Source organism: Rhodanobacter sp. G1, from assembly GCF_055397855.1.
Map to the genome: position 1 here is coordinate 2,263,237 of NZ_AP039674.1, position 23,602 is coordinate 2,286,838.

General features: G+C 64.6%; 21 protein-coding genes, 1 tRNA gene and 2 riboswitches. Of the genes, 15 read left to right on the forward strand and 7 right to left on the reverse strand.

Annotation, left to right across the window (positions count from 1 at the left end; translation table 11 throughout):
- The first annotated feature begins 65 nt into the window (after positions 1–65).
- On the forward strand, positions 66–515 hold the full coding sequence (locus ACZ5Z2_RS10290) for a DUF2147 domain-containing protein (protein ID WP_464758461.1): 450 nt from the start codon (positions 66–68) through the stop codon (positions 513–515).
- Positions 516–627: 112 nt separating this feature from the next.
- Here the strand turns inward: ACZ5Z2_RS10290 and ACZ5Z2_RS10295 are convergent, their stop codons facing one another.
- A complete protein-coding gene (locus ACZ5Z2_RS10295; protein ID WP_464758462.1) occupies positions 628–1,260 on the reverse strand; it encodes an HAD family hydrolase in 633 nt (210 codons plus the stop codon).
- Positions 1,261–1,412: 152 nt separating this feature from the next.
- On the opposite strand from ACZ5Z2_RS10295, the gene metG reads away from it, so the two are divergent.
- From metG to nth, 3 genes are all read left to right on the forward strand, one after another.
- Positions 1,413–3,506 (forward strand): methionine--tRNA ligase, encoded by a 2,094-nt coding sequence (metG, locus tag ACZ5Z2_RS10300; RefSeq protein WP_464758463.1) that lies wholly within the window; start codon positions 1,413–1,415, stop codon positions 3,504–3,506.
- A 167-nt stretch (positions 3,507–3,673) separates the two neighbouring features.
- Positions 3,674–4,282, forward strand: a complete 609-nt coding sequence (locus tag ACZ5Z2_RS10305; protein WP_464758465.1) for an RnfABCDGE type electron transport complex subunit B — start codon at positions 3,674–3,676, stop codon at positions 4,280–4,282.
- A gap of 220 nt (positions 4,283–4,502) precedes the next feature.
- Positions 4,503–5,141 (forward strand): endonuclease III, encoded by a 639-nt coding sequence (nth, locus tag ACZ5Z2_RS10310; protein WP_464758466.1) that lies wholly within the window; start codon positions 4,503–4,505, stop codon positions 5,139–5,141.
- A gap of 137 nt (positions 5,142–5,278) precedes the next feature.
- Here the strand turns inward: nth and ACZ5Z2_RS10315 are convergent, their stop codons facing one another.
- The gene (locus ACZ5Z2_RS10315) at positions 5,279–6,580 is read right to left on the reverse strand and encodes a porin (RefSeq protein ID WP_464758467.1); all 1,302 of its coding nucleotides are present in this window, start codon (positions 6,578–6,580) and stop codon (positions 5,279–5,281) included.
- A 187-nt stretch (positions 6,581–6,767) separates the two neighbouring features.
- On the opposite strand from ACZ5Z2_RS10315, the gene rnt reads away from it, so the two are divergent.
- The 6 genes from rnt (at position 6,768) to phoU (ending at position 12,208) form a co-directional block, all read left to right on the forward strand.
- Positions 6,768–7,418 (forward strand): ribonuclease T, encoded by a 651-nt coding sequence (gene rnt / locus ACZ5Z2_RS10320; RefSeq protein ID WP_464758468.1) that lies wholly within the window; start codon positions 6,768–6,770, stop codon positions 7,416–7,418.
- A gap of 159 nt (positions 7,419–7,577) precedes the next feature.
- Positions 7,578–8,579 (forward strand): phosphate ABC transporter substrate-binding protein PstS, encoded by a 1,002-nt coding sequence (gene pstS, locus ACZ5Z2_RS10325; protein ID WP_464761692.1) that lies wholly within the window; start codon positions 7,578–7,580, stop codon positions 8,577–8,579.
- A 151-nt stretch (positions 8,580–8,730) separates the two neighbouring features.
- Positions 8,731–9,705, forward strand: a complete 975-nt coding sequence (gene pstC, locus ACZ5Z2_RS10330) for a phosphate ABC transporter permease subunit PstC (RefSeq protein WP_464758469.1) — start codon at positions 8,731–8,733, stop codon at positions 9,703–9,705.
- Complete coding sequence (gene pstA, locus ACZ5Z2_RS10335) at positions 9,705–10,571, forward strand: phosphate ABC transporter permease PstA (protein ID WP_464758470.1); 867 nt, start codon at positions 9,705–9,707, stop codon at positions 10,569–10,571. The genes pstC and pstA overlap by 1 nt, the downstream gene beginning before the upstream one ends.
- Complete coding sequence (gene pstB / locus ACZ5Z2_RS10340; RefSeq protein WP_464758471.1) at positions 10,564–11,382, forward strand: phosphate ABC transporter ATP-binding protein PstB; 819 nt, start codon at positions 10,564–10,566, stop codon at positions 11,380–11,382. The genes pstA and pstB overlap by 8 nt, the downstream gene beginning before the upstream one ends.
- 94 nt (positions 11,383–11,476) lie before the next feature.
- Positions 11,477–12,208 carry a phosphate signaling complex protein PhoU gene (phoU, locus tag ACZ5Z2_RS10345; RefSeq protein ID WP_464758472.1) on the forward strand — a complete coding sequence of 244 codons (732 nt, stop codon included), beginning with the start codon at positions 11,477–11,479 and terminating at the stop codon, positions 12,206–12,208.
- Between the two features lie 125 nt (positions 12,209–12,333).
- Here the strand turns inward: phoU and ACZ5Z2_RS10350 are convergent, their stop codons facing one another.
- The 3 genes from ACZ5Z2_RS10350 to rnr are packed head-to-tail and all read right to left on the reverse strand — an operon-like array spanning position 12,334 to position 15,982.
- Positions 12,334–12,594 carry a CBU_0592 family membrane protein gene (locus tag ACZ5Z2_RS10350; protein WP_464758473.1) on the reverse strand — a complete coding sequence of 87 codons (261 nt, stop codon included), beginning with the start codon at positions 12,592–12,594 and terminating at the stop codon, positions 12,334–12,336.
- Positions 12,591–13,337, reverse strand: coding sequence for a 23S rRNA (guanosine(2251)-2'-O)-methyltransferase RlmB (gene rlmB / locus ACZ5Z2_RS10355; RefSeq protein ID WP_464758474.1), 747 nt, complete (start codon positions 13,335–13,337; stop codon positions 12,591–12,593). Before rlmB ends, ACZ5Z2_RS10350 begins: the two co-directional genes overlap by 4 nt.
- The gene (gene rnr, locus ACZ5Z2_RS10360) at positions 13,334–15,982 is read right to left on the reverse strand and encodes a ribonuclease R (protein ID WP_464758475.1); all 2,649 of its coding nucleotides are present in this window, start codon (positions 15,980–15,982) and stop codon (positions 13,334–13,336) included. Before rnr ends, rlmB begins: the two co-directional genes overlap by 4 nt.
- Positions 15,983–16,119: 137 nt before the next feature.
- On the opposite strand from rnr, the gene ACZ5Z2_RS10365 reads away from it, so the two are divergent.
- From ACZ5Z2_RS10365 to ACZ5Z2_RS10385, 5 genes are all read left to right on the forward strand, one after another.
- A tRNA-Leu gene (locus ACZ5Z2_RS10365) sits at positions 16,120–16,204 on the forward strand.
- 178 nt (positions 16,205–16,382) lie between these two features.
- The gene (locus tag ACZ5Z2_RS10370; RefSeq protein WP_464758476.1) at positions 16,383–17,681 is read left to right on the forward strand and encodes a tyrosine-type recombinase/integrase; all 1,299 of its coding nucleotides are present in this window, start codon (positions 16,383–16,385) and stop codon (positions 17,679–17,681) included.
- A gap of 551 nt (positions 17,682–18,232) precedes the next feature.
- Complete coding sequence (locus ACZ5Z2_RS10375; RefSeq protein ID WP_464758477.1) at positions 18,233–18,622, forward strand: helix-turn-helix transcriptional regulator; 390 nt, start codon at positions 18,233–18,235, stop codon at positions 18,620–18,622.
- Complete coding sequence (locus tag ACZ5Z2_RS10380) at positions 18,619–18,975, forward strand: hypothetical protein (RefSeq protein ID WP_464758478.1); 357 nt, start codon at positions 18,619–18,621, stop codon at positions 18,973–18,975. Before ACZ5Z2_RS10375 ends, ACZ5Z2_RS10380 begins: the two co-directional genes overlap by 4 nt.
- The gene (locus ACZ5Z2_RS10385; RefSeq protein ID WP_464758479.1) at positions 18,972–20,579 is read left to right on the forward strand and encodes a DUF3987 domain-containing protein; all 1,608 of its coding nucleotides are present in this window, start codon (positions 18,972–18,974) and stop codon (positions 20,577–20,579) included. The genes ACZ5Z2_RS10380 and ACZ5Z2_RS10385 overlap by 4 nt, the downstream gene beginning before the upstream one ends.
- Before the next feature lie 407 nt (positions 20,580–20,986).
- Here the strand turns inward: ACZ5Z2_RS10385 and ACZ5Z2_RS10390 are convergent, their stop codons facing one another.
- Complete coding sequence (locus ACZ5Z2_RS10390) at positions 20,987–21,916, reverse strand: prenyltransferase/squalene oxidase repeat-containing protein (RefSeq protein WP_464758480.1); 930 nt, start codon at positions 21,914–21,916, stop codon at positions 20,987–20,989.
- A 27-nt stretch (positions 21,917–21,943) separates the two neighbouring features.
- A riboswitch (Fluoride riboswitch) is annotated at positions 21,944–22,005 on the reverse strand.
- A gap of 27 nt (positions 22,006–22,032) precedes the next feature.
- Positions 22,033–23,376, reverse strand: a complete 1,344-nt coding sequence (locus ACZ5Z2_RS10395) for an Hsp70 family protein (protein WP_464758481.1) — start codon at positions 23,374–23,376, stop codon at positions 22,033–22,035.
- A 128-nt stretch (positions 23,377–23,504) separates the two neighbouring features.
- Positions 23,505–23,574, forward strand: a riboswitch (Fluoride riboswitch).
- Positions 23,575–23,602 lie beyond the last annotated feature (28 nt).

Sequence of the window (23,602 nt, forward strand, 5' to 3'; positions counted from 1 at the left end):
CAGCTTGACGCCCCCGCCGGGTACCGGCAGGCTCGAAACCATACTGTCACGCACGGGAGCCCGTCATGAAGCACGCAGTTCGTCTCGCCCTCGCCTTCGGCCTGCTGCTGAGCGCGGGCGCCGTTTCCGCCGCCGACACCAGCACGCCGGTGGGCACGTGGAAGACCATCGACGACCAGACCAGCAAGCCCAAGTCCATCGTGCAGATCTACGAGCAGGGCAGCGAGCTGCAGGCCAAGGTGCTGCAGGTGCTGCAGTCCGACGAGGGCCCGCACCCGGTCTGCGTCAAGTGCGACGGTTCGCGCAAGAACCAGCCCGTCGAGGGCATGGTGATCATGTGGGGCGTGCGCAAGGACGACGACGTGTGGGACGGCGGCAAGATCCTCGACCCGCACAACGGCAAGACCTACAAGGTGAAGCTCACGCTGGAGGACGGCGGCCGGAAGCTCGACGTACACGGCTACATCGGCTTCGCGCTGCTGGGGCGCAGCCAGACCTGGGAACGGCAGCCGTAGCCGGCCGCTTCGCGGGCAAAATCGCATCCATGACGAAACGCGGGCCCATGGCCCGCGTTTTTCGTAACACCCAGCCCGCCTGCGACGGCGTTGCCGGCGACAGGAGCCTCCGCTACGCCGATACCAGCCCGTACGAAGCCAGCCAGCCGCGCAGGCCCGCGGGATCGCGGAACCACCACGCATGCATGCCCAGCGCTGACGCCGCATCGACGTTGCGCCGCGCGTCGTCGATGTAGATCGCCCGCGCAGGATCGATCGCGTAGCGCTCGAACAGCCGCCGGTAGATGCGCGGATCCGGCTTGATCAGCCGCTCCTCGCCGGAAACGACGATGCCCTCGAACCAGTGCAGGAAACCGAACCGCTCGATCTCCTTCGCAAGCGGGAAGGTTTCGTGCGACCAGTTGGTCAACGCATACAGGCGCACGCCGCGCGCCCTCAGTTCGGCGAGCAGATCCACGCTGCCCTGGATCGCGTCGCCCAGCATGTCCCGCCAGCCGTCGCGGTAAGCCGCGATCAGCTCGGCATGCTGCGGAAACTGCGCGCTGAGGCTGTCCACCGCTTCGCGCCACGGGCGGCCCGCATCCTGCTGCTCGTTCCAGGCGCCGGTGCAGACTTCGGCGAGGAAGCGCTCCATCGCCGCCTCGTCGTCGAACAGCCGGCGATAGAGATGGCGCGGATTCCAATCGATCAGCACGCCGCCCAGGTCGAACACCACGGTATCGACCGCGTCGCGTTTCCCGTTCATCGCCACCCGCCGCTTCGCCAAGACAGGCACGAATGTATCCAAACGCATCCATGGCGTCAGCGGGTTCGCGCCGGCCAACCGCGGGAATGCCGGCGACGGCCATCGAGGCCCGCATGCCATAATCGCGAATCCACCTGCCTACACGAGACGCCATGAGCCGCCGCCTGCTCGTCACCAACGCCCTGCCCTACGCCAACGGCCCGCTGCACATGGGTCACCTGCTGGGCTACATCCAGGCCGACATCTGGGTGCGGGCGCAGCGGATGATGGGCAACCAGGTGGCCTACGTCTGCGCCGACGACGCCCACGGCACGCCGATCATGCTGGCCGCCGAGAAGGCCGGCATGACGCCGGAAGCCTTCATCGCCGGCATCCGCGTAGGCCACGAGGCCGACTTCGCCGCCTTCGGCGTGGCCTTCGACCACTACCACTCCACGCACTCGGACGAGAACCGCGAGCTGGCCTCGCTGATCTACACGCGGCTGCGCGACGGCGGACGCATCGCCAGGCGCAGCATCCAGCAGCTGTTCGATCCCGAGAAGCAGATGTTCCTGCCCGACCGCTACATCAAGGGCACCTGCCCGAAGTGCGGCACGCCCGACCAGTACGGCGACAACTGCGAGCACTGCGGCGCCACCTACGCGCCCACCGACCTGATCAACCCGTATTCGGTGATGTCGGGCGCCACGCCGGTGCTGAAGGATTCGGAACACTACTTCTTCGAGCTGGGCAAGTTCGAGCAATTGCTGCGCGACTGGTTTGCCGGCAAGTATTCCAACGGCAAGCCGGTGGCGAACGCGGGCGTGGCCGCCAAGCTGCGCGAGTGGCTGGACGGCGGACTGAAGGACTGGGACATCTCGCGCGACGCGCCCTATTTCGGTTTTCCCATTCCCGATGCGCCGGGCAAGTTCTTCTACGTGTGGCTGGACGCGCCGGTGGGCTACCTCGCCAGCTTCAAGGCGCTGTGCGACCGCACCGGCTTGAAGTTCGACGACTACCTCGGCGCGGACAGCGGCGCCGAGATGCACCACTTCATCGGCAAGGACATCATCAACTTCCACGGCCTGTTCTGGCCGGCGATGCTGCACGGTGCGGATTTCCGCACGCCCACCGCACTGCACGTCAACGGCTACCTCACCGTGAACGGCGCGAAGATGTCCAAGTCGCGCGGCACCTTCATCCAGGCACGCAGCTACCTCGACGCCGGACTCAACCCCGAGTACCTGCGCTACTACTTCGCCAGCCTGCTCAACGACACGCCGGTGGACGTGGATCTCGACCTCAAGGCCTTCGAGGAACGCGTCAACTCGCACCTGGTCGGCAAGTGGGTGAACATCGCCAGCCGCACCGCGGGCTTCGTACACAAGTTCTTCGATGGCCGACTCGCGGGCGGCTTCGACGCGGAGCACGCCGCGCTGTGGCAGCAACTGCTTGCCCAGTACGAAGGCATCGAGGCGCTGTACGAAGGCGGCGAATTCGCCGAACTCACCCGCCGCTTCGTGCTGATGGCCGACCTGGTCAACGGCCACATCGCCGCGAAGGCGCCATGGGCGATGGCCAAAGACGACACGCGACGCGCCGAGCTGCACCAGGTGTGCTCGTTCGCACTGGCCGCGTTCCGCCTGCTCGCCGGCCTGCTCAAGCCCATCGTGCCCGCCACCGTGGACGCCGCCGAGCAATTCCTCGCCACCCCCATCGCCACCTTCGCCGATGCGCGCGACGCGCTGCACGGCCACGCCATCCACGCCTTCGAGCCGCTGCTCGCGCGCCTCGATCCCAAGCTGGTCGAGGCGATGGTCGAAGCCTCGAAGGAATCGCTGGGCACGCCTGCGCCCGCTGCCGAACCACCCAAGAAAAAGCCCATGAACGACACCGCCAAGCCTGCTGCCGCCTCTGTATCCACCGATGCACCCGCCACCATCGCGATCGACGACTTCGCCAAGCTCGACCTGCGCGTGGGCAAGGTGCTGGCCTGCGAGTTCGTGGACGGCTCGGACAAGCTGCTGCGCTTCGAGCTGGACGCCGGCGCGCTGGGCAAGCGGCAGATCTTCTCCGGCATCCGCGCCGCCTACGGCGAGCCGGAGAAACTGGTCGGCCGCAACGTGGTGTTCATCGCCAACCTCGCCCCCCGCAAGATGCGCTTCGGCCTCTCCGAGGGCATGATCCTCTCCGCCGGCGATGGCGGCAGCGACCTGTTCCTGCTCGATGCCGACCAGGGCGCGCAGCCGGGCGCCACGGTGCGGTAAGTGCCTTCATCCTCTCTCCCCTCCGGGGAGAGGGTCAGGGTGAGGGGACACACTCGCCATAGCCCACATATGCGCGCAGCAATCTTCGCCATCTTGAAGTTCATCGCCAGCCCCGCCCCTCACCCCTGCCCTCTCCCCGAAGGGGATAGGGAGAACAGCGTGCTGCCGTGACGCACTCACTCGCCGACCGCATCGACGCGATCCTGCCGCAGACGCAATGCGAACAATGCGGCTACCATGGCTGCCGGCCCTACGCCGAAGCGATCGCGCGCGGCGAAGCCGGGATCAACCAATGCCCGCCCGGCGGCACAGCCGGCATCGCGAAACTGGCGGCGCTGCTGGATAAGCCGGCGCTGCCGCTCGATCCGGCACATGGCATCGAGAAGCCGCGCATGCTGGCGCGGGTGGTCGAGGATGAATGCATCGGCTGCACCAAGTGCATCCAGGCCTGCCCGGTGCACGCCATCGTGGGCGCGGCCAAGCTGATGCACACCGTGCTGGCCGACGACTGCACCGGCTGCGAGCTGTGCGTGCCTGCCTGCCCGGTGGACTGCATCGTGCTGGAACCCATGCCGACGGAACAGATCGACCAGGCCCACGCCGACGCCGCGCGCGAGCATTTCCGGCAACGCGAGGCACGACTGGCGCGCGAAGCCGCCGAACGCGAGGCGGAGCTGGCCGCGCGCAAGGCGGCGGTGGACACCGCTGCCTCGACCAATCCGGTGCTGGCCGCGCTGGCACGCGCCCGCGCGAAGCAACGAGAACAGTCGCCGTGAACGCGGTTCATCGTGGCGACTACATGGCAGGCAACGACAATGCCGAGCCCCTCTCCCGTCGGGAGAGGGGTTGGGGTGAGGGTTCGGTGGCGCCGCTGCACCTCACTCCGCCCGTACCCTCTCCCGGCTGCCGCCACCCTCTCCCGAAAGGAGAGGGATTAACTCGGCAGCACCTGCGCGAACGGCCGGAAAATCACCTGACGAACCCGAGAACATGCCCATGAAACGCGCCGACGTGGTCGAGCTGTTCACCCGCCTGCGCGACCTGAACCCGCATCCCACCACCGAACTGGCCTACACCACGCCGTTCGAGCTGCTGGTGGCCGTGGTGCTCTCCGCGCAGGCCACCGACGTCGGCGTGAACAAGGCCACGCGCAAGCTCTATCCGGTGGCCAACACCCCGCAGGCGATCCTCGACCTCGGCGAGGAAGGGCTGAAGAAATACATCTCCACCATCGGCCTGTTCAACGCCAAGGCGAAGAACGTGATCGCGCTGTGCGGCATCCTGCTGGAGCAGCACGGCGGCGAGGTGCCGCGCACGCGCGAGGCGCTGGAGGCGCTGCCCGGCGTGGGCCGCAAGACCGCCAACGTGATGCTCAACACCGCGTTCGGCGAACCCACCATCGCGGTGGACACGCACATCTTCCGCGTCGCCAACCGCACCGGCCTCGCCCCCGGCAAGGACGTGCGCGCGGTGGAGGAGAAGCTGGAGAAGGTGGTGCCCGCCGAGTTCAAGCAGGACGCCCACCACTGGCTGATCCTGCACGGCCGCTACGTGTGCAAGGCGCGCAAGCCGGACTGCCCGGACTGCGTGATCCGCGACCTGTGCCGCTACAAGGACAAGACGGTCGCCGGCTGATCCGAGCGACCGGCGCGAAAAGCAAACGGCGGGCTTGCGCCCGCCGTTTTCCGTCCATGGGTCGAACTCCTTACGATATCCGTGCCTGCCTGCGCGATGATGCCGCAGGCAGATGACGCTTTCGGGACACCCGCGTGTCAGAACGCGACCTGGCCGAACACGCCGATCTCGTTGGTCTTCACGTTCTGCACGTGCGGCGGCACCGGGGCGGCCACTCCGGCGTCGGCCGACTCGTGCTTCCACGCCAGCGCCAGGTCGAAACCCTTGGTCACGGCGTACTGCAGGCCGGCGTTGTAGTACGTGTCCTTCTTGTTCGGATCCAGATCCTGGCTGAGCTTGGCGTTGTCGTAGCGGGCGAACAGGGCCAGGTAATCGTTCAGCGCCACGCTGCCCCACACCGAGTAGCCGTGCGCCTTGTCGGACTGCGGCACCATCACGTTGTTCCAGTCCTTCGCGGTGAAGTACTCGACACCGACGCGGAACGCCTTGTTCTTATAGGCCACCATCAGGTCGCCGCGCTGCGCGGTGTGGTCGGCGCTGGTGTTCTCGGTTTCCTTGCCGAGGTGGCCGGAATAGCCGCCCAGAGCGACCATCAGGCCTTCGACCGGCTGGAAGCCGACGCGCGCTTCGACGTCCAGGCCCTTGTTGCGGTTCGGGTTCTTGTAGCCACCGCCGTTCACCGCCGACACGGCGTAGTTGAACATGCCGCCGCCGGCCGTGCCGAGCATGTGCACGCCCCAGTCGGCGGAGTTCGCGTAGTGCAGGCGGTCGGTCAGGGTGTTCTCGATGTAGCGGAAGCCGTACCAGTCTTCCACGAACGGAATCCACGGCATGTCGGCCGAACCGACGCGCAGGATCGCCGCCTTGTCGAACGCGCCCTGCACATAGGCCTTCTTCACGAACAGGTTGGTCTCGCCGTCGCTGCTGACGTAGTTGAAGTCGGTGGTCAGGTTGGCCGACCAGATGTCGTCGAACTTGTGCGTCACGCTCAGGTAGAAGCGCTTCACGTCGAAGCCGTTGCCGGTGTTGTTGGTCTTGCCGGTGTCGCTGTTCTTCTGGTTGATGTTGCTGAAGTCGAAATACATCTTGCCGCCGAGCGTGGTGTTGTTCACCAGCTTGTCCAGCGCGTCCACGCGCTTGCTGAGCGCGGCGTCCGGCGCGGGCGCGGCGGCCACGGCCTGCTGCTGCGCCTGCACCTGCTGCACCTGCTGGGCGGTCTGCTGCTGGGCCTGCGCCTGGTCGGTGGACTGGGACTGGAGCTGATCCACCTTCTGCTGCAGGGCGGCGATCTCGGCTTTCATTTCGGCCAGCTCGCTGGCGCTGACCGACACCTTGTCGGACTTCTTGTGGTTGTGGGTCTGCGCAGGCGCGGCGGCGGCCGCGAAGCTGCTTACGCCAAGGCCGGCGGCAATCGCCACCGCGAGCAATTTGGAACGCATTGATGTTCTCCACTGGATGGTAGGAATCACGACGACCGCCCCCTGATCGATCTGCTGGCCGGCCCTGTCAGGAACGCGAGCAGGATGTCGCCGCCGAATGACCGTTCGATTCCATCCGCGTTACGGAATGAAGACAGCGGCCGCGCCGCCGGCGCGAAAGGCGGCGAGCGGCTGATATGCTTGACCGATGGATGCGAACAGCAACAGCATGGCCCGCCGCATGGCGGAGCGTTTCCGCGGCTTCCTGCCCGTGATCGTGGACGTGGAAACCGGCGGCTTCGACGCCGAGCGCGATGCGTTGCTGGAAATCGCCGCGGTGACGCTTGGCATGGACGAGGCCGGTTTCCTGTACCCGCAACCGGCCGTCTCCACGCACGTGGAGCCGTTCCCTGGCGCCAACCTCGATCCGCGCGCGCTGGAGATCACCGGCATCGATCCGGACAACCCGCTGCGCGGCGCGCTGGACGAACGCATCGCGCTGGAGCACGTCTTCCAGCCGGTACGCCAGGCCATGCGCGATTGCGGATGCCAGCGCGCGATCCTGGTCGGCCACAACGCCGCCTTCGACCTCGGCTTCCTCAATGCCGCCGTCCGCCGCGTCGGCAACAAGCGCAATCCGTTCCATCCCTTCAGCTGCTTCGACACGGCCACCCTGGGCGGCCTGGCCTACGGGCAAACCGTGTTGAGCAAGGCCGTCAGCGCGGCAGGCCTCTCCTTCGACACGCGCGAGGCGCATTCGGCGGTGTACGACGCCGAGCGCACGGCCGAACTGTTCTGCACCATCGTCAACCGCTGGCGCCAGCTGGAGACGCTGCAATCGGCCGCAACCACGCCCTGAAAGCGGCATGGATCGACGGCAGCCGCGCGCCTGTCATCGCGCTGAAATATTTACCTCACATCCTTGCAATGCGGGACGCCTGAAATAACGGCACCGGGCACCGCCCGTCGTCCCTCCCAAGGAGCCAACGTGTCGAAATCCATCCGCCTCACCCCGCGTCTGGGCCTGATCGCCGCCGTCGTCGCCATCGCGCTGGGCGGCACCGCCCAGGCCACCGACATCACCGGCGCGGGTTCCAGCTTCGTCTACCCCGTGATCTCCAAGTGGTCGGCCAGCTACGCCGAGAAGACCGGCAACCACGTCAACTACCAGTCGATCGGTTCGGGCGGCGGCATCGCCCAGATCAAGGCCGGCACCGTGGACTTCGGCGCGTCCGACATGCCGCTTGATCCGGCCACGCTGCAGAAGTTCGGCTTCGGCCAGTTCCCCGACGTGATCGGCGGCATCGTGCCGGCGTTCAACGTGCAGGGCGTGGCGCCGGGCAAGATGGTGCTGGACGGCCCGACCCTGGCCGACATCTACCTGGGCAAGATCACCAGCTGGAACGATCCGGCCATCGCCAAGCTCAACCCGGGCCTGAAGCTGCCCTCCGCCAAGATCACCGTGGTGCACCGCTCGGACGGCTCGGGCACCACCTTCAACTTCTCCGATTACCTGTCCAAGGTCAGCCCGGAATGGAAGTCCAAGGTCGGCGAAGGCACCGCCGTGAACTGGCCGGCCGGCATCGGCGGCAAGGGCAACGAGGGCGTCTCGGCCTACATCAAGCAGATCCCGAACTCGCTGGGCTACGTCGAGTACGCCTACGCCCTGCAGAACCACATCGGCTACGCGCTGATGAAGAACGCCGCAGGCAAGGTGGTCAAGCCGATGACCTCCAGCTTCCAGGCCGCCGCCGCCACGGCCGACTGGGCCAACGCCAAGGACTTCGACCTGCTGATGACCAACGCGCCGGGCGCCGACGCGTGGCCGATCACCGCCACCTCGTGGGTGATCATGTACAAGCAGCCGAAGAACCTGGCCAACACCAAGGTGACCTTCGACTTCTTCAAGTGGTCCTACGAGCACGGCCAGGATCAGGCCCGCTCGCTCGACTACGTGCCGCTGCCCGACACGCTGGTGAAGCAGATCGAAACGTACTGGCAGACCCAGTTCAAGCTGTAAGCTCCTGCACTCGAACCCCTCTCCCGCGCGGAGAGGGGTTGGGGTGAAGGCTCCGGCACGCCGATACGCTTGACCTCGCCCGCCCCATCCTCCTTCGGGCAGCTTCTGCGGAGGGAGAAGGGAAAGACCCATCACCCCTCGCGAAGGCCGCATGTCCTCGATTCCCGCCACGACCAAGTCCGTCGCCGACGCCGACCGTCGCAGCCATGCGGACGCGCGCAACGACCGGCTGTTCCGCCGGCTGCTCAAGTTCTGCGCGCTGCTGGTGCTGGCCACCCTGCTGGGCGCCGCGCTGTCCACCCTGTGGGGCGGACGCGAGGTGCTGTTCGGCCACGGCCTGCACTTCCTCACCAGCGACGCCTGGAACCCGGTCACCGACGACTACGGCGCGCTGGCGCCGATCTTCGGCACCCTGGCGACTTCGCTGATCGCCCTGATACTCGCCGTGCCGACCAGTTTCGGCATCGCCCTGTTTCTTACCGAGATCGCGCCCAACTGGCTGCGCGGCCCGGTCGCCACCGCCATCGAGCTGCTGGCCAGCATCCCGTCGATCATCTACGGCATGTGGGGCCTGTTCGTGTTCGTGCCGTTCATGGCCAGCATCGAACCGTCGCTGAGCGACACGCTGGGCAAGCTGCCGCTGGTCGGCAAGTTGTTCCAGGGCCCGCCGATCGGACTGGGTCTGCTCACCGCGGGCATCGTGCTGGCGGTGATGATCCTGCCCTTCATCTGCTCGGTGATGCGCGAGGTGTTCCAGACCGTGCCGACCCGGCTGAAGGAATCCTCGTACGCGCTGGGCTCGACCACCTGGGAGGTGGTGTGGGACATCGTGCTGCCGTACACGCGTTCGGCGGTGATCGGCGGCATCTTCCTGGGGCTGGGCCGCGCGCTGGGCGAGACGATGGCGGTGACCTTCGTGCTGGGCAACTCGTACAACATCACCTCGTCGCTGCTGATGCCGGGCACCTCGATCTCGTCCAGCATCGCCAACGAGTTCAACGAGGCGGTGGGCACGCACCGCTCGGCGCTGATCGCGCTGGGCTTCCTGCTGTTCGTGGTGACCTTCGTGGTGCTGCTGATCGCCCGCCTGATGCTGCGCCGCCTGGCCAGGCGGGAGGGCAACTGATGGCTCCCGTCCACACCCGCCGCCGCGTGGTCAACGTCGCCGCGCTGATCCTCAGCAGCTGCGCCACCCTGATCGGCCTGATCTTCCTGGCCTGGATCCTGTGGGTGACGCTGCAGAGCGGCCTGCATGCGATCAACTGGAACCTGTTCACCAAGATCACCGCCTACGCCGACCAGGGCGGCCTGTCCAACGCCATCGTGGGCAGCCTGATCATGGACACCATCGCGCTGCTGATCTGCGCGCCGGTGGGCGTGCTGGCCGGCGCCTTCCTCGCGGAATACGCCCACCGCTCGAAGCTGGGCGCCACCATCCGCTTCCTCAACGACATCCTGCTGTCCGCGCCGTCGATCGTGCTCGGCCTGTTCGTCTACGTGATCATCGTGCTGCCGATGTCCAACCTCACCCACGGCGCGGTGTCGTTCTCCGGCTTCGCCGGCGGCGTGGCGCTGGCGCTGATCGGCCTGCCGGTGATCGTGCGCACCACCGACGAGATGCTGCAGCTGGTGCCCGGCACCCTGCGCGAGGCCGCGCTGTCGCTGGGCATCCCGCAGTGGAAAATGACCATCCAGGTGCTGATGCGCGCGGCCACCTCCGGCATCGTCACCGGCGTGCTGCTGGCGCTGGCGCGGCTGGCCGGCGAGACCGCGCCGCTGCTGTTCACCGCCTTCGGCAACAACTTCATGGCGGTGCATCCGCTGGACAAGATGGAGAGCCTGCCGGTGGCGATCTACCAGTACACCAACGACCCCAATCCGGCGCTGCACGGCATCGCCTGGGCCGGCGCGCTGCTGATCACGCTGTTCGTGCTCGCCCTGAGCCTGCTGACCCGCCTGCTGTTCTCGCGCAAGAAGGTTTCCCATGACTGATTTCGCCGCCAACGATGCCGTGGGCACCGCCGACGCGGCCGCGGCCAGCGCTGCCGCCCGCACCAAGATCGAAGTGCGCGGGCTGGACTTCTACTACAACGGCTTCCATGCCCTGCGCGGCATCGACATGGACATCCCGGAGAAGCAGGTCACGGCCATCATCGGGCCGTCCGGCTGCGGCAAGTCCACCCTGCTGCGCATCTTCAACCGCATCTACGCGATCTATCCCAGGCTGCAGGCCACCGGCAGCGTGACGCTGGACGGCGAGAACGTGCTCGACCCGGCGTACTCGCTGAACCGGCTGCGCAGCAAGGTCGGCATGGTGTTCCAGAAGCCGGTGCCGTTCCCGATGACGATCTTCGAGAACGTCGCCTACGGCATCCGCCACCACGAGAAGCTGTCCAAGCCCGAGATGGAGGCGCGCGTCGAGCAGGCGCTGCGCCGCGCCGCGCTGTGGGACGAGGTGAAGGACAAGCTCAAGCAGAGCGCGCTGGGCCTCTCCGGCGGCCAGCAGCAGCGCCTGTGCATCGCGCGCGGCATCGCGCTGCGCCCCGAGGTGCTGCTGCTGGACGAGCCCACCTCGGCGCTCGACCCCATCGCCACCGGCCGCATCGAGCAGCTGGTCGAAGAGCTCAAGCACGACTACACCATCGTCATCGTCACCCACAACATGCAGCAGGCCGCGCGCGTTTCCGACCGCACCGCCTTCATGTACATGGGCGAGCTGATCGAGTTCGATAACACCGAGAAGATCTTCACCAAGCCCTCGAAGAAGCAGACCGAGGACTACATCACCGGCCGCTTTGGTTAGCCATGGCGACATCCCCTCTCCCCTTCGGGGAGAGGGTTAGGGTGAGGGGCCGCCCCGCGATGCCCTTCCCTATTGGACACTACGGAACTCGACCATGAGCACTGGCAAAGAACACATCATCAAGAGCTACGACGACGAACTGGCGCGCCTCACCGGCGAGCTGGTGCGCATGGGCGAGCTGGCGGTGAGCCAGCTGGAAGCCGCCATCGACGTGGTGGAGCGCCGCGACGAACGCGCCGCCCAGCACGTGGTGGGCAACGACGACGCGATCGACCAGCTAGAGCAGGAAATCAGCCACGACGTGGTGCGCCTGCTGGCGCTGCGCGCGCCGATGGCCGGCGACCTGCGCAACGTGTTCGCCGCGCTGCGCATCGCCGCCGACATCGAGCGCATCGGCGACTACGCCGCCAACGTGGCCAAGCGTTCCATTCCGCTGTCGATGGCCGCGCCGATCCACCCCACCAGCGGCCTCGCCCACCTCGCCGAACTCGCCGCCTCCGAAGTGCGCGAAGTGCTGCAGGCCTACCGCGACCGCGACGCCGAGCGCGCCTACCAGGTGTGGAAGGACGACGTGGAGCTGGACGACGCCTACACCGGCTACTTCCGCCAGCTGCTCACCTACATGATGGAAGACCCGCGCAACATCACGCCGTGCACGCACCTGCTGTTCATGGCCAAGAACATCGAGCGCATCGGCGACCACGCCACCAACATCGCCGAGAACGTGTGGTACCAGGTCAACGGCGAACCGCTCACCGCCCAGCGCAACAAGCGCGACCTCACGGCGAACCCGGAGATGCCGAAGCTGGGCGACCGCGGGGACTGAGGCCGATCATCCAGCCGACTGCCTGAATCGTCATGCCGGCGCAGGCCGGCATCCAGTAACCGCATGGCTCGAACAGGCATAACCGCTGCTGGATGCCGGCCTGCGCCGGCATGACGAGAACAAAGTCAGCGCTCGATGCGCCGCAGCTGCACTCCGCGCACGATGCCGTAGATGCCGACGGCGATCCACGCCACTTCGAGCAGGAACGCCGACCAGTTGAAGCTGCCGAACACCAGCGACAGCAGCACGCCGAACGCGCCGAAGATGTTCATCAACTGGTAGGCCAGCTTGTTGCCGTGCAGCTTGCGGGCCTGCAGCAGGAAGTAGGCCAGCAACACCAGCAGCACGCCGATGTAGCCAGCCCAGTCGTACCAGTGAAAGGTCATCGCGATGCGCTCCTCTGCCGCAGGGCCTCGAACAGCACCACGCCGGTCGCCACGGAAACGTTGAGGCTTTCCATCGCGCCCGGCATCGGGATCTTCGCCGTGAAATCGCAGGTCTCGCGGGTGAGCCGGCGCATGCCCTCGCCCTCGCTACCCATCACCACGGCCACCGGGCCTTTCAGGTCGATGGCGTAGATGGATTGATCCGTGTCGCCGGCCAGCCCGGTGATCCACACGCCGGCATCCTTCAGCACCTTCAGCGTGCGCGCGAGGTTGGTCACCGCGATCAGCGGCACGCGATCCGCGCCGCCCGCCGAGGCGCGGCGCACCACCGGGGTGAGGCCCACGGCGCGATCCTTGGGCACGATCACGCAGGTGGCGTTGGCCGCCGCCGCGCTGCGCAGGCAGGCGCCGAGGTTGTGCGGATCGGTGACGCCGTCCAGCACCAGCACCAGCGCCGCGCCGCCGGCCTGTTCCAGCAGTTCCGGCAGGTCGCCTTCCGTCGCCATCGCGGGCGCTTCGTACAACGCGGCCACGCCCTGGTGGCGCGCCTCGCCGGCAAGCTTGTCGAGCTGCTCGCGCGGGCGGTGGTGCACCGGGATCTTCAACGCCTTGGCGCGCTCGGCCAGTTCGTGCACGCGCGGGTTGCGCTGGCCGTTCTCGACCAGCAGCTCGCGCACGCGCGCGGCATCGTTGTTCAGCGCGCCGTCGACCGGGTTGATGCCGACGATCCAACTTTCGCTCATGACCTGCCTTTCGGTTTGCCCGGCCTGCGGCCGGCGTTCTTCTTCGGGGCCGGCGCGGCGGGAGACGCCACGCCGCGTTTCGCGGCGCCTGCCTGACGCGCGGAGGCCGCTGGCCGGTCGCTCTTGCCTGCCTTCGGCGTCCGTGCGGAGCGCGCACCGGTATCGCGCTGCGCGGAGGCGTGCGAACCGGCCGGCGGATTATCGCCCGATGCAGCGCGATACGGCGATGCCTGCGCCACGGCCGGGACATCCTTGCGCCCGAACGCGCGGCCGATCGCCTTGGCCGCCTTGCCGAACATGCCTGGCGCCTTCGCCGCTGCGGCAGCCGGTTTCGGCAGCGAATAACGCTCGCCCGCCGCGGCGTAGTCGTAGGCCTTGCCGGGGCGCGGCGACGGCGACGCGGAAGCGCGCGGTGCAGCCAGCCGGAAGTCGATCTTGCGATCCTCCAGGCTGGCGCGCAGCACCTGCACGCACACGTGGTCGCCCAGCCGGTACTGCGCGCCGCTGCGCTCGCCCTTCAGCAGGTGGCGCTGCGGATCGAAGTGGTAGTAGTCGTTGCTGAGCTGGCTGATGTGGACGAGGCCGGACACCTTGGACTCGTCCAGCTCCACGAACAGGCCGAACGAGGTGACGCCGGTGACCACGCCCGCGAACTCCTCGCCCACGTGCTTGGCCATCCACGCGCACTTGTAGCGCTCGTCCACGTCGCGCTCGGCTTCCTCGGCGCGGCGCTCGCGCTGCGAGCAATGCACAGCCATCGTGGCCATCTGCGCCGGCGTGTAGGTGTAGCCCGCGGGCTTGCCGCCGGTGAGCGCGTAGCGGATCGCGCGATGCACCAGCAGGTCGGGATAACGGCGGATCGGCGAGGTGAAGTGCGCGTAGGCCGACAGCGCCAGACCGAAGTGGCCGCGATTGTCTGGCTGGTAGGCCGCCATGCTCTGCGCGCGCAGCAGCACGCTCTGGATCAGCTCGCGCTCGGGGCGCTCGGCCACCAGCCGCAGCACGTCGGCGAAATCGGCGGGCGTCACCTCCTCCACCGGCGGCATGCGCAGCTTGAACTCGCGCAGGAACTGCTGCAGGTCTTCGTACTTCTCCGCCGGCGGCGGCTCGTGCGCGCGGAACAGCGCGGGGATCTTCTTCTTTTCCAGGAACAGCGCCGCCTGCACGTTGGCGGCGATCATGCATTCCTCGATCAGCTTGTGCGCGTCGTTGCGCTCGGTGGCGCCGGCCGACTCCACCTCGCCGCGCTGGTCGAGGCGGAACTTCACCTCCGGCGTCTCGAAGTCGATCGCGCCGCGCTGCTTGCGCTGGGCGGCCATCGCCTTGTACAGCGCGTGCAGGTTCTCCAGTTGCGGCAGCACGTCGCGCACCTGATCCAGCGCGCCCGCCTCGCGCAGGCCCACCGCCTGCCACACCTGGTCGTAGGTGAGCCGCGCGTGCGAGCGCATCACCGCCGGATAGAACTTCGACTTCACCACTTCGCCCGCGCCGTCCACCACCATGTCGCAGACCATGCACAGCCGCTCGACCTTGGGATTGAGCGAACAGATACCGTTGGACAGCGTCTCCGGCAGCATCGGCACCACGAAGCCGGGGAAATAGGTGGAGGTGCTGCGTTCGAACGCCTCCTTGTCCAGCGCGCTGCCGACCGGCACGTAGTGCGACACGTCGGCGATGGCGACCACCAGCCGCCAGCCGCCGCCACGCTTCGGCTCGGCGTACACCGCGTCGTCGAAATCGCGCGCGTCGGCGCCGTCGATGGTCACCAGCGGCAACTTGCGCAGGTCGACGCGGCCCTCGCGCTCGGCGGCGGTGACCTCGGGTTCCACCTCGGCCGCGTCGCGCAGCACTTCGGGCGGCCACTCGTGCGGCAGGTCGTGGCTGGCGATGGCCATCTCGATCAGCAGCGAAGGCTGCAGGCGCTCGCCCAGCACGGCGCGGATCGCGCCCAGCGGGCCGCGGTGCGGCGTGGGCGGATCGGTGATCTCGGCCACCACGATCTGGCCGGCGCGCGCGCCCTGCGTTTCGCCGGGCGGGATCATCACGTCCTGGTGCAGGCGGCGGTCGTCGGGCGCCACCAGGGTCACGCCGTTCTCGACCACCACGCGGCCCACCAGTCGCGGCGAGCGGCGCTGCAGCACTTCGGCGATCGCGCCCTGGCGGCGACCGCGCCGATCCACGCCCACCACGCTGGCCAGCACGCGGTCGCCGTGCAGCACGCCGCGCATCTGCTGCGGCGAAAGGTAGAGGTCTTCGCCGCCTTCGTCGGGGCGCAGGAAGCCGTAGCCCTCCGCGTTCGCCAGCACCACGCCGGGGATCAGGTCGAGCTTCTTCGTCGGCGCGTAGCCGCCGCGCCGGCCCAGCAGCAACTGGCCGTCGCGCACCATTGCGCCGAGGCGCTTGTGCAATGCGAACAGGTCGCTGGACTCTTGCAGCGCCAGCGCCTCGGCGATGCGCGCCTCGGTGAGCATCTCGCCGCGTTCCTCCAGCAGGGCGAGGATGGCCTCGCGGCTGGGAATGGGACGCTCGTAGCGCTGCGCCTCGCGCTCGGCGTGCGGATCGCGCCCGGCATCGGCACGCTTGCGCCTGCTCGCTGCCGGGTTGGTGCGCTGGTCTTGCTTGTCCTTGTTGTTCTTTCTGGTCACGAAATAGCCTTGTGTGGATGGCCGCGCCATGGACGGTGCAGCCGAAAGATGGAATGCGTCAACAAAGTGTTGACAGGAGCCGGACAGGCGCCTAATCTACGCGGCTCGCGCAGCCCGAAAAGGCCAGCGCGACACCTGCCCAGGTGGCGGAATTGGTAGACGCACTAGTTTCAGGTACTAGCGGGTAAAACCGTGGAGGTTCGAGTCCTCTCCTGGGCACCATGGTACGATCCGGATTCGTCCGAAGCAATCCAAGATCAACGACAACCCCGCATAGCTGCGGGGTTTTTCGTTTGTGCGATCTCCGAGGGCATCCGGGCTCATCCAAGGCAATCCAAAGCCTTTGGGTATGCTTTTGGGTATGATTTCTCCAAACATACCCAAGTAGGTCTCACAAGGCATGCCTCGCCTCGCAACCTCTTTGAATGAGCTCCAGATTCGCAAGGCTAAGCCCGCGGAGCGGAAATACTTCCTGTCTGATGGCAACGGACTCACGTTGCAGATCAGCCCATCCGGCCTCAAGTCTTGGCAGGTGCGCTATCGCCTAATGGATGGTTCACGCCCCACGCCAGCGACCATTGGACACTACCCATCAATGTCGCTCGCAGAGGCGCGCGTCAAAGCCATTGAAGTGCAGCGCGATGCGAGGCAAGGCAAAACTAGCCCGAGCATCCGCGAGGTACGGAAAGCAGTCACCGCGACCGGAAACGCTGAGCAGGAAGCCGTAGCTAAAGCACAAGCAGAATCTGAGCAAGCCACCTTTCGCTCGGTATCTACCCGATGGATGGCCGAGAAGCGGCTCACATGGGCCACGGAAACCTATCGCAAAGCCCGCCTGGTAGTCGATTCATACCTGATTCCGAACCTGGGCGACCTCGATATGAGGAGGCTTGAAACGAAAGACGTCCGTACCATGTTGGTGACAATGGCCAAGGGCACACCGCAGTTGGCGCGCAAAGCGCGCCAGTACGTCGCCAGTATCGTGGATCAGGCCATCAACGAAGGACTGCGCCCCGACGAAAGCTCACTGCGACTTACACGCATCTTGCCGACGTCGCGAAGTGGTCACATGCCAGCGATCACGGACGATGACTCCTCGCTCGGCGACGTCATGCGCAGCATCTACGCCCATGGCAACAAGGTTGTGCGTGCGGCCCTCATCCTGGCTGCCATGACTGCGATACGCCCAGGCATCGCCGCCAGCGCGCGCTGGGAAGAGATCGACCTCGACAAAGGCGAGTGGAAGATCCCAGGCCTGAATCCAGATGGCAGCAATCGCATGAAGACCGGGCAGGATTTCACCACATCGCTACCCAATCAGGCAGTTGAAGCCCTGCAAGAGCTGCACAAGCTGCGCGGAGACGAGGAGTACGTATTTCCACCCCAAGCGCGACAAAAAACTCCCCACCTCCATCGCGATTCACTCAGCAAAGCGCTGCGCGACATGGGCTTTCAAGGCCAACATACCACTCATGGATTTCGCGCCTCGCTACGCACACTAGGCCGCGAACGACTGGGTATCGACGTCGATGTACTGGAGGCTCAGCTTGCCCACGCACCCAAGGATGAGGTTGAAGCCGCCTACGCACGCGTGAAGTTCAAGGAGCAGCGGCGACAGGTGATGCAAGCATGGGCGGACTATCTGGATCGCTTACGCACAGGCGGTGCGGTAATGGCACTTAAGCGCAAATTCGGATGACACTTGGTCAGCGCCTTGGACATCCATGGGTAACCATGGATAGCTATGGACAGCAGCAAATCACAGGCAAGCAGTCGGCCCACCATAGGCAGACGTGAGCGCGTATCGAGTAGTTCACTCAGGGATAGAAACACTGCGATGGCAGTACAGCAACCGACAGTCGAAGCAATTCGTCGATTGGGTTTACATTTTACCGCCTCTTGCTGTATAGGTTGTGGCAAGGCTAGCAATGAATCGCTGGCTGAACCGGCGTCCCTCATGACGCTTTACGATCACCTGCCACTAGCCAAGAGCAGCCTACGCATATGGGGCGATAGGCAAGTGCCACGCTAGAGTGCCATTCCCGATAATCGGTATCGAAGGAATATCCGACGCAGGGAATCCCCCATCTAAACTCGGCCCCATACATTGCCGAGCCGGCACATGCAGCGCATGCCCTGCAAGACGCAGCTCTTGCAGCCCAGCGCTAAATTCCTTTTTCACTTTGACCTTGACCGCACTGCGGCTCGGGAAGGAAGCGTATGTGTTCTACAACCCCTAACGCCGGTCGCGTGCATCAGCACGCCAAGACCGTGCTCTCTGCTTCGATCAGCGCGGCTGCCATGCCCGGCAACGCCACGCCTGACGACATCTATCGTCTGCTGGTCCAGAATCGCGAACTCTTGCTCGCGCTCAGCGAAACGCTGATCTCACGCGCTTCGGCCGTAGTAGACGAGCTGGACGACAAACCCTTGCGCACAAGTCAAACCATCGAGGAAGCCGGTCTCAGCCGGACGGTTTTCTATGACCTGCGCAACCCTAAACACGAGAAATTTGACGACACATTCCCCCTGCCCTTCGTCATATCCGGCTGCCAGTTTTTCTGGCGCAGCCAGATAAAAGCATGGGTCAAGGCGCAGGCCGCAAAGGCTCACAGCTCTAATGCAGGGGGCGCACCATGAAATTCGAAGATCACATCATCATGGAAGTTGATCCTGAAGACATGGATATCGCCAATGCGCTTAACGCTCTTTCGCCGGACGAGCGCAGCCTGAAACGCGACAAGTTTCGCAAGCACTATCCCTTGATCGAACTTGCCCTTATCAAAAGGGTGACGAAGGTCAAAATCCTTAACTCGCTTGCCAAGAAGGGACTGTCGTTGTCGCTTAACACGTTCAACAAATATCTCGCCAACGAGCGCGAGCGCAATCATCCAGTCGTTATCACCCAAGTAGATGACTCGCAAGTCGATGACTCGCCTGGATCGGCATCGCTCGGCTTGATCGGCGGAGAAGGTCAAGGGGGTGCTCTATGAGCACCCTCCCCTTTTCGCGCACTCTTCCCGAAGAGGCACTCCCTGATTTCTTGCAAGGCCTTCTCGCCGAAGCCAAGGGAAATCCGCACCACAGCAAGCCGATCATCCTCAGCGCGGCTATTGCCGCCATTTCGGTGGCTGGCATGCATCACGTCGACGTGCTATCACCTGATGACAAGATCAGTGTCATATCGGAATATGTGGTCGTCGTGGCGGACACGGGCATCGGCAAAACACCGATTTTTAAAACCTTGTTTAGTCCCATCATCGAGCATCTGACGCAAGAAGCCGAGCGTTACAACAACATTATCGCAACCCACCAGATCGACCTAGAGATGTGGGAAACGAAGAAGCAATTACTGACCAAAGCGGCCAAGAAGTTCGGCAAAGCAGACAGCAGCGATGATCAAGCAGATGCAATGGACGTATTGCGTGATCATCTGGAAAACAAGCCCAAGAGGCCAACTCAAAGCCTAGCTCTCATTGAGAGCGGTAGCTATGCCTCCTTCATGGAGGATTTGAGTGGCCGTCACAGTCGCCGCGTTCTGGCAACTGTCGAGGCAAAATCAGCCATCCGTAACGGATTGTTCGATCACCTTGAAGATTGGTGCACCATCTGGGAAAACAACGAAGTCCTCACCTACCGCCGCGCGCACGTCCGCCGCGAATACCCAGATCTGCTGTTGACTGCGCTCCTCATGTTGCAGCCCAAGCACTTCCATCCCTTCGCTCGCAAAGACGATGGCATCGCGATCGGATCCGGCTTCCTCCCCCGCTGCCTTATCGTCGAGGTGAGGCCCATTTATGGCGATGACGACATTCCACCAGGCGGTCCCACGCCACCAAAGACGCAGCAGTTCCTAGACTGCCTTTCTGTGCACTTGGAGCACACCAGCAAGCGCAATGCGGAGGGGGCGTTCTCCCGCACCACATTGCGCTTCTCGCCCGAAGCGGCAGACATCTGGGAAGAGGAGCGCCAGGTCATCCGGAACGAGATGAAGGCAGGCGGTCAGCTCGAATACATGCGTGAGTTCGCCGCCAAGCACATGGGCCATGTCAGCCGTTTGGCAGGCATGATTCATTATTTCCCGGGCAACGAAGGCGACATTCAGACCCATACCCTGCAATCCGCGATCGCTATTGCCCGCTACTACCTGATGCAGGCCCGCCGCATCTTTGACGATACCTACGACGGCATCCCAAAGACCGTCAAGAACGCTTGGCTGATCCTGAGGAACCTTTACAGACATAACTGGGTGGAAGGCAACCTGCCCGCCGCATATATCGACGTACTCCGCGGCGCGCATATCGAAGGCGGCGCTCCCGAGGTGAAAGCCGCTCTCGACCACCTGGAGCGCTGCGGCTATATCCTGCGGGACAAATCTGGGAGTGCAGAGCGCATCCACCTTGACCACAAGCTGTTCTCCAAGCTCTCGGCTGAGACCTTCGTGGGCGACATTCCCGATACCTTCATACGGCCGTACGCCGCAACGTCGTACGACTACTACCACCCGCGTCAGGTAGCTGGCCCGCCAGAGGACTTTAAATATGGCATCGGCAGCGGCGTCACGACGACATCTGCCCAAGGCCCGTTAAGCGGCTAGGCGTCCATAGCGCATTCGGGTCGGTCATGGTGGTACGCCATGCCGGCCCAGTTTTTCCACGGTACTTTTTTCTGAATAACCCGCATTTTTGCGACAATTTGTAGCAAAAATGCGGGCATCCAGAAAAAAACTTCCAATTTTTCGCTCGAACCACCCTCAACGGCCACACTAAAGCGTTACCGCCTTACCGGTCTGCCGTTTGCCTAGCGGTTCGAGAGCTGCAACGGGTGCCTATATACCTGCGAAAGTGCACCACTTTGCCCTCGCATCGCATGATGAACCATACGTAGCCGATCTCCCCAGCAGCGCCGTCTGTAATGCGCTGGTGATGACCGGCGACATCGACGATCAGCTTGCTGCCCACTTCACGCGCACGTCACTGCGTGCCCCAGAGCGCTGGCGCAGCCCTACTCAATCACCTCACGCCATTTTTGAGGTGACATGCACTTCACTAGTGCATCCAAGGCCAAATGAGTCAGCATGATGCCGGGCAGCGCATCAGACGCACGCGCAAAGCCACCGTTACCGGTCTGGCAGCTCAAAATGAAGGACACTGCGTCAGTCATGTATGGCACTGACAAGCCCATCTGCGCGCAAGCGATGATGCCGGCACAAGTGGTTTCCAGATTGGGTGAAAGCGAGTTCGTTGTCAGTCGGAAGCCGTAGCACGGTTCCGACAATCGATTCACGAAGCCGCCGGTACGCTCAGAAGCCGTTCGTCCGCAAAGCGCGAGTATGGCTACGGCAGCAGCGGTATCGATCATGTTCGGGGGCACCCCGAAACCGCCTTGTGCATGTTCGGTACTGAGCAATGCATCCATCAATCGATCAAATAGCTGCGGAGTGCCGAAGTGGCGCTTCAACCAAATGGTGTATCGCAAGCGATTCAGGGCTGCTTCCGGCGCATCGAGCAGGGCAGCATCAGACAGGCTTGGCTGCAGCGCCTCGACCGCACGGCGCACTTCTTCCGCATGAGGATCGATCACGTCCAACGTGCGCAGCGAACGCACACGGCAATACAACGCAAAGGGCTGCAGCTCCACCGGCTGGCTGATGACGAACTCCGCATGACGCTCCCGTTGCGGAACCGCCGTTTGCAGCAGGTTGCAGAGCGCATCTAAGCCGTACCACGTATCTGCGAGATTGGATTCTTCGAGGTAGTAACCGCGATAGAAACAGAAGCCACCATAGGGTGACTGTTTGCTAAGCAGATATGCCCTTGCGCGCTGCAATGCAGTAGTAAGACGACCTCGCAGACTCTCATCGGGCGCGGAGACTGGCGATCCCCCTTCTGAGGGCGTGGCAAGGATCGGCAGGTGTTCGCTGCTGTATGACATGGATAGCTCCTGACTGGTGTGTGATCGAAACCAGTAGGAGTCATCAGCCCAATGGGCAATTACAGGTGAACTCCATCACCCGATCTGCAAACTACCACATCCGATGTTCCCACCGCTCAAGCACAAGCGGCCACGGCCAGCCCCGATACCACGCCCAGCGACGGATCACCTTCGACCAGCGCTGCCTCGGGGAAGCATTCCCGCACAGCTGCCTGCAGGCGCGGTGAACGCGAGCTGCCCCCGGTCATGAATACCGTAGCCGGTACCGCACCGATGTCTCCGCCGGCTTGTTCCAACAGTCGCCGGAAGCGAACCATGAAATCTTCCGAAGCCAGCGCAAAATCGCCCTGCTCCACGGCCACTTTCAGTCCACTCTCGATGAATTCCAGCGATGCCACGCTGCAGGATGCGCTGCCCAGCTCGATCTTGATGCGCTCAGCCAGTCGGTTCAGCCGCGTAGTGGCGCCAGGCTGCTGCAACGCGCGCAAACGCGAACCGAACGGATCCGCGACCAAGCGATAGTTCTGCCGACGAAACTCGCGCTGTTTCGGAAGAATGTGCACGCTGGCCGCTTCGACGAAGTGATGCGCCGGTATCACTGCATCTCCACGACCAAGATGCGGCATGAAGCTGTGCAGGTTGACGCCCAGGTCGAGGTCGCTGCCGCCCTTGGGAAGGCCCCAGCTGCGGTGGATCAGCGGTGGTTCGTCACCACCCAGTTCGGCATAGGCGATATCGGTGGTGCCACCGCCGATATCCACGATCAACGTGCTCTGCCGCTCGGCCAACCCCAAGTGATAGTGCATGGCCGCGGCGGCAGGTTCCTCAAGAAACGACACATCGTCGAAACCGGCAATCGCCGCTGCCTCGCGCAGCAGCTCCAGCGCCTGCGCACCGCCCGCCTCGCCCATCGAGCTGCGGAATTCCACCGGTCGACCAATAACTGCGCCGCGCACAGGCACGCCGAATTGGCGCGTAGCCGTCAGCCGGATGTGTTCGAGGATGTGGGCGGCAATGTTCACGATGATCTGCCGCACCGGCGGATCGAGTCGATAGCCCAGCATCGACTTGGGGGACTCGACCAGGTGACCACCACCCTCATCCAAGTAGGCATCGACCGCTTCGTCGCCAAACAGTGCGCGCTGGAAGTCAGCAATGGATACCGCGCCTGCGCGCGTCTGCTCTTCCATCCATTGGCGCCGCACCACACGCAGCGCGTCGCGCCGCAATTGCGCTTCGTTGGCCTGTGCTTGCTGCATGCGCAAGCTCCGCACAATGGATTCGACCCGTGCGGCAAGTGCCGGGGTCAGCTCGAAGTCGGCGGGATCCGGCACTTGTTCGGGAAAGAACACGGCCGTACGAAACTGCTGGGTATCGCCGAAGCAAACCAACGCCAGCTGCCCATCGACGATGGCGGCTGCCGCCGAATAACTGGTTCCGAAATCGATTCCGATGCGCATGCGATCCACCGCGGCCGCACGAACGCAGCCAGCCTGAAACAAGCCGGCCATTATGGCAGCAACCCGTCGCCCCGGCATTGCACGGGCGCCCGTCCCGCTGCTTGCCGCTCTACTGTGCACCCGCTATCTTGGACGCGGGAGATGGCATACCTCCCTGCATGAAGCAACCGCCGTAAGGCTAATGATGCCTACCGACCATGCCATAGGCAGGTTCCGGGCTCTGCGC

Coding starts and splice junctions, on each gene's coding strand:
- ACZ5Z2_RS10385 (WP_464758479.1), top strand. CDS start 18,972: ATGAGCACCCTCCCCTTTTCGCGCACTCTTCCCGAAGAGGCACTCCCT.
- ACZ5Z2_RS10295 (WP_464758462.1), bottom strand. CDS start 1,260: ATGAACGGGAAACGCGACGCGGTCGATACCGTGGTGTTCGACCTGGGC.
- phoU (WP_464758472.1), top strand. CDS start 11,477: ATGAGCACTGGCAAAGAACACATCATCAAGAGCTACGACGACGAACTG.
- ACZ5Z2_RS10315 (WP_464758467.1), bottom strand. CDS start 6,580: ATGCGTTCCAAATTGCTCGCGGTGGCGATTGCCGCCGGCCTTGGCGTA.
- metG (WP_464758463.1), top strand. CDS start 1,413: ATGAGCCGCCGCCTGCTCGTCACCAACGCCCTGCCCTACGCCAACGGC.
- rnt (WP_464758468.1), top strand. CDS start 6,768: ATGGATGCGAACAGCAACAGCATGGCCCGCCGCATGGCGGAGCGTTTC.
- ACZ5Z2_RS10370 (WP_464758476.1), top strand. CDS start 16,383: ATGCCTCGCCTCGCAACCTCTTTGAATGAGCTCCAGATTCGCAAGGCT.
- pstC (WP_464758469.1), top strand. CDS start 8,731: ATGTCCTCGATTCCCGCCACGACCAAGTCCGTCGCCGACGCCGACCGT.
- rlmB (WP_464758474.1), bottom strand. CDS start 13,337: ATGAGCGAAAGTTGGATCGTCGGCATCAACCCGGTCGACGGCGCGCTG.
- ACZ5Z2_RS10380 (WP_464758478.1), top strand. CDS start 18,619: ATGAAATTCGAAGATCACATCATCATGGAAGTTGATCCTGAAGACATG.
- ACZ5Z2_RS10350 (WP_464758473.1), bottom strand. CDS start 12,594: ATGACCTTTCACTGGTACGACTGGGCTGGCTACATCGGCGTGCTGCTG.
- ACZ5Z2_RS10390 (WP_464758480.1), bottom strand. CDS start 21,916: ATGTCATACAGCAGCGAACACCTGCCGATCCTTGCCACGCCCTCAGAA.
- nth (WP_464758466.1), top strand. CDS start 4,503: ATGAAACGCGCCGACGTGGTCGAGCTGTTCACCCGCCTGCGCGACCTG.
- pstB (WP_464758471.1), top strand. CDS start 10,564: ATGACTGATTTCGCCGCCAACGATGCCGTGGGCACCGCCGACGCGGCC.
- ACZ5Z2_RS10290 (WP_464758461.1), top strand. CDS start 66: ATGAAGCACGCAGTTCGTCTCGCCCTCGCCTTCGGCCTGCTGCTGAGC.
- ACZ5Z2_RS10395 (WP_464758481.1), bottom strand. CDS start 23,376: ATGCGCATCGGAATCGATTTCGGAACCAGTTATTCGGCGGCAGCCGCC.
- pstA (WP_464758470.1), top strand. CDS start 9,705: ATGGCTCCCGTCCACACCCGCCGCCGCGTGGTCAACGTCGCCGCGCTG.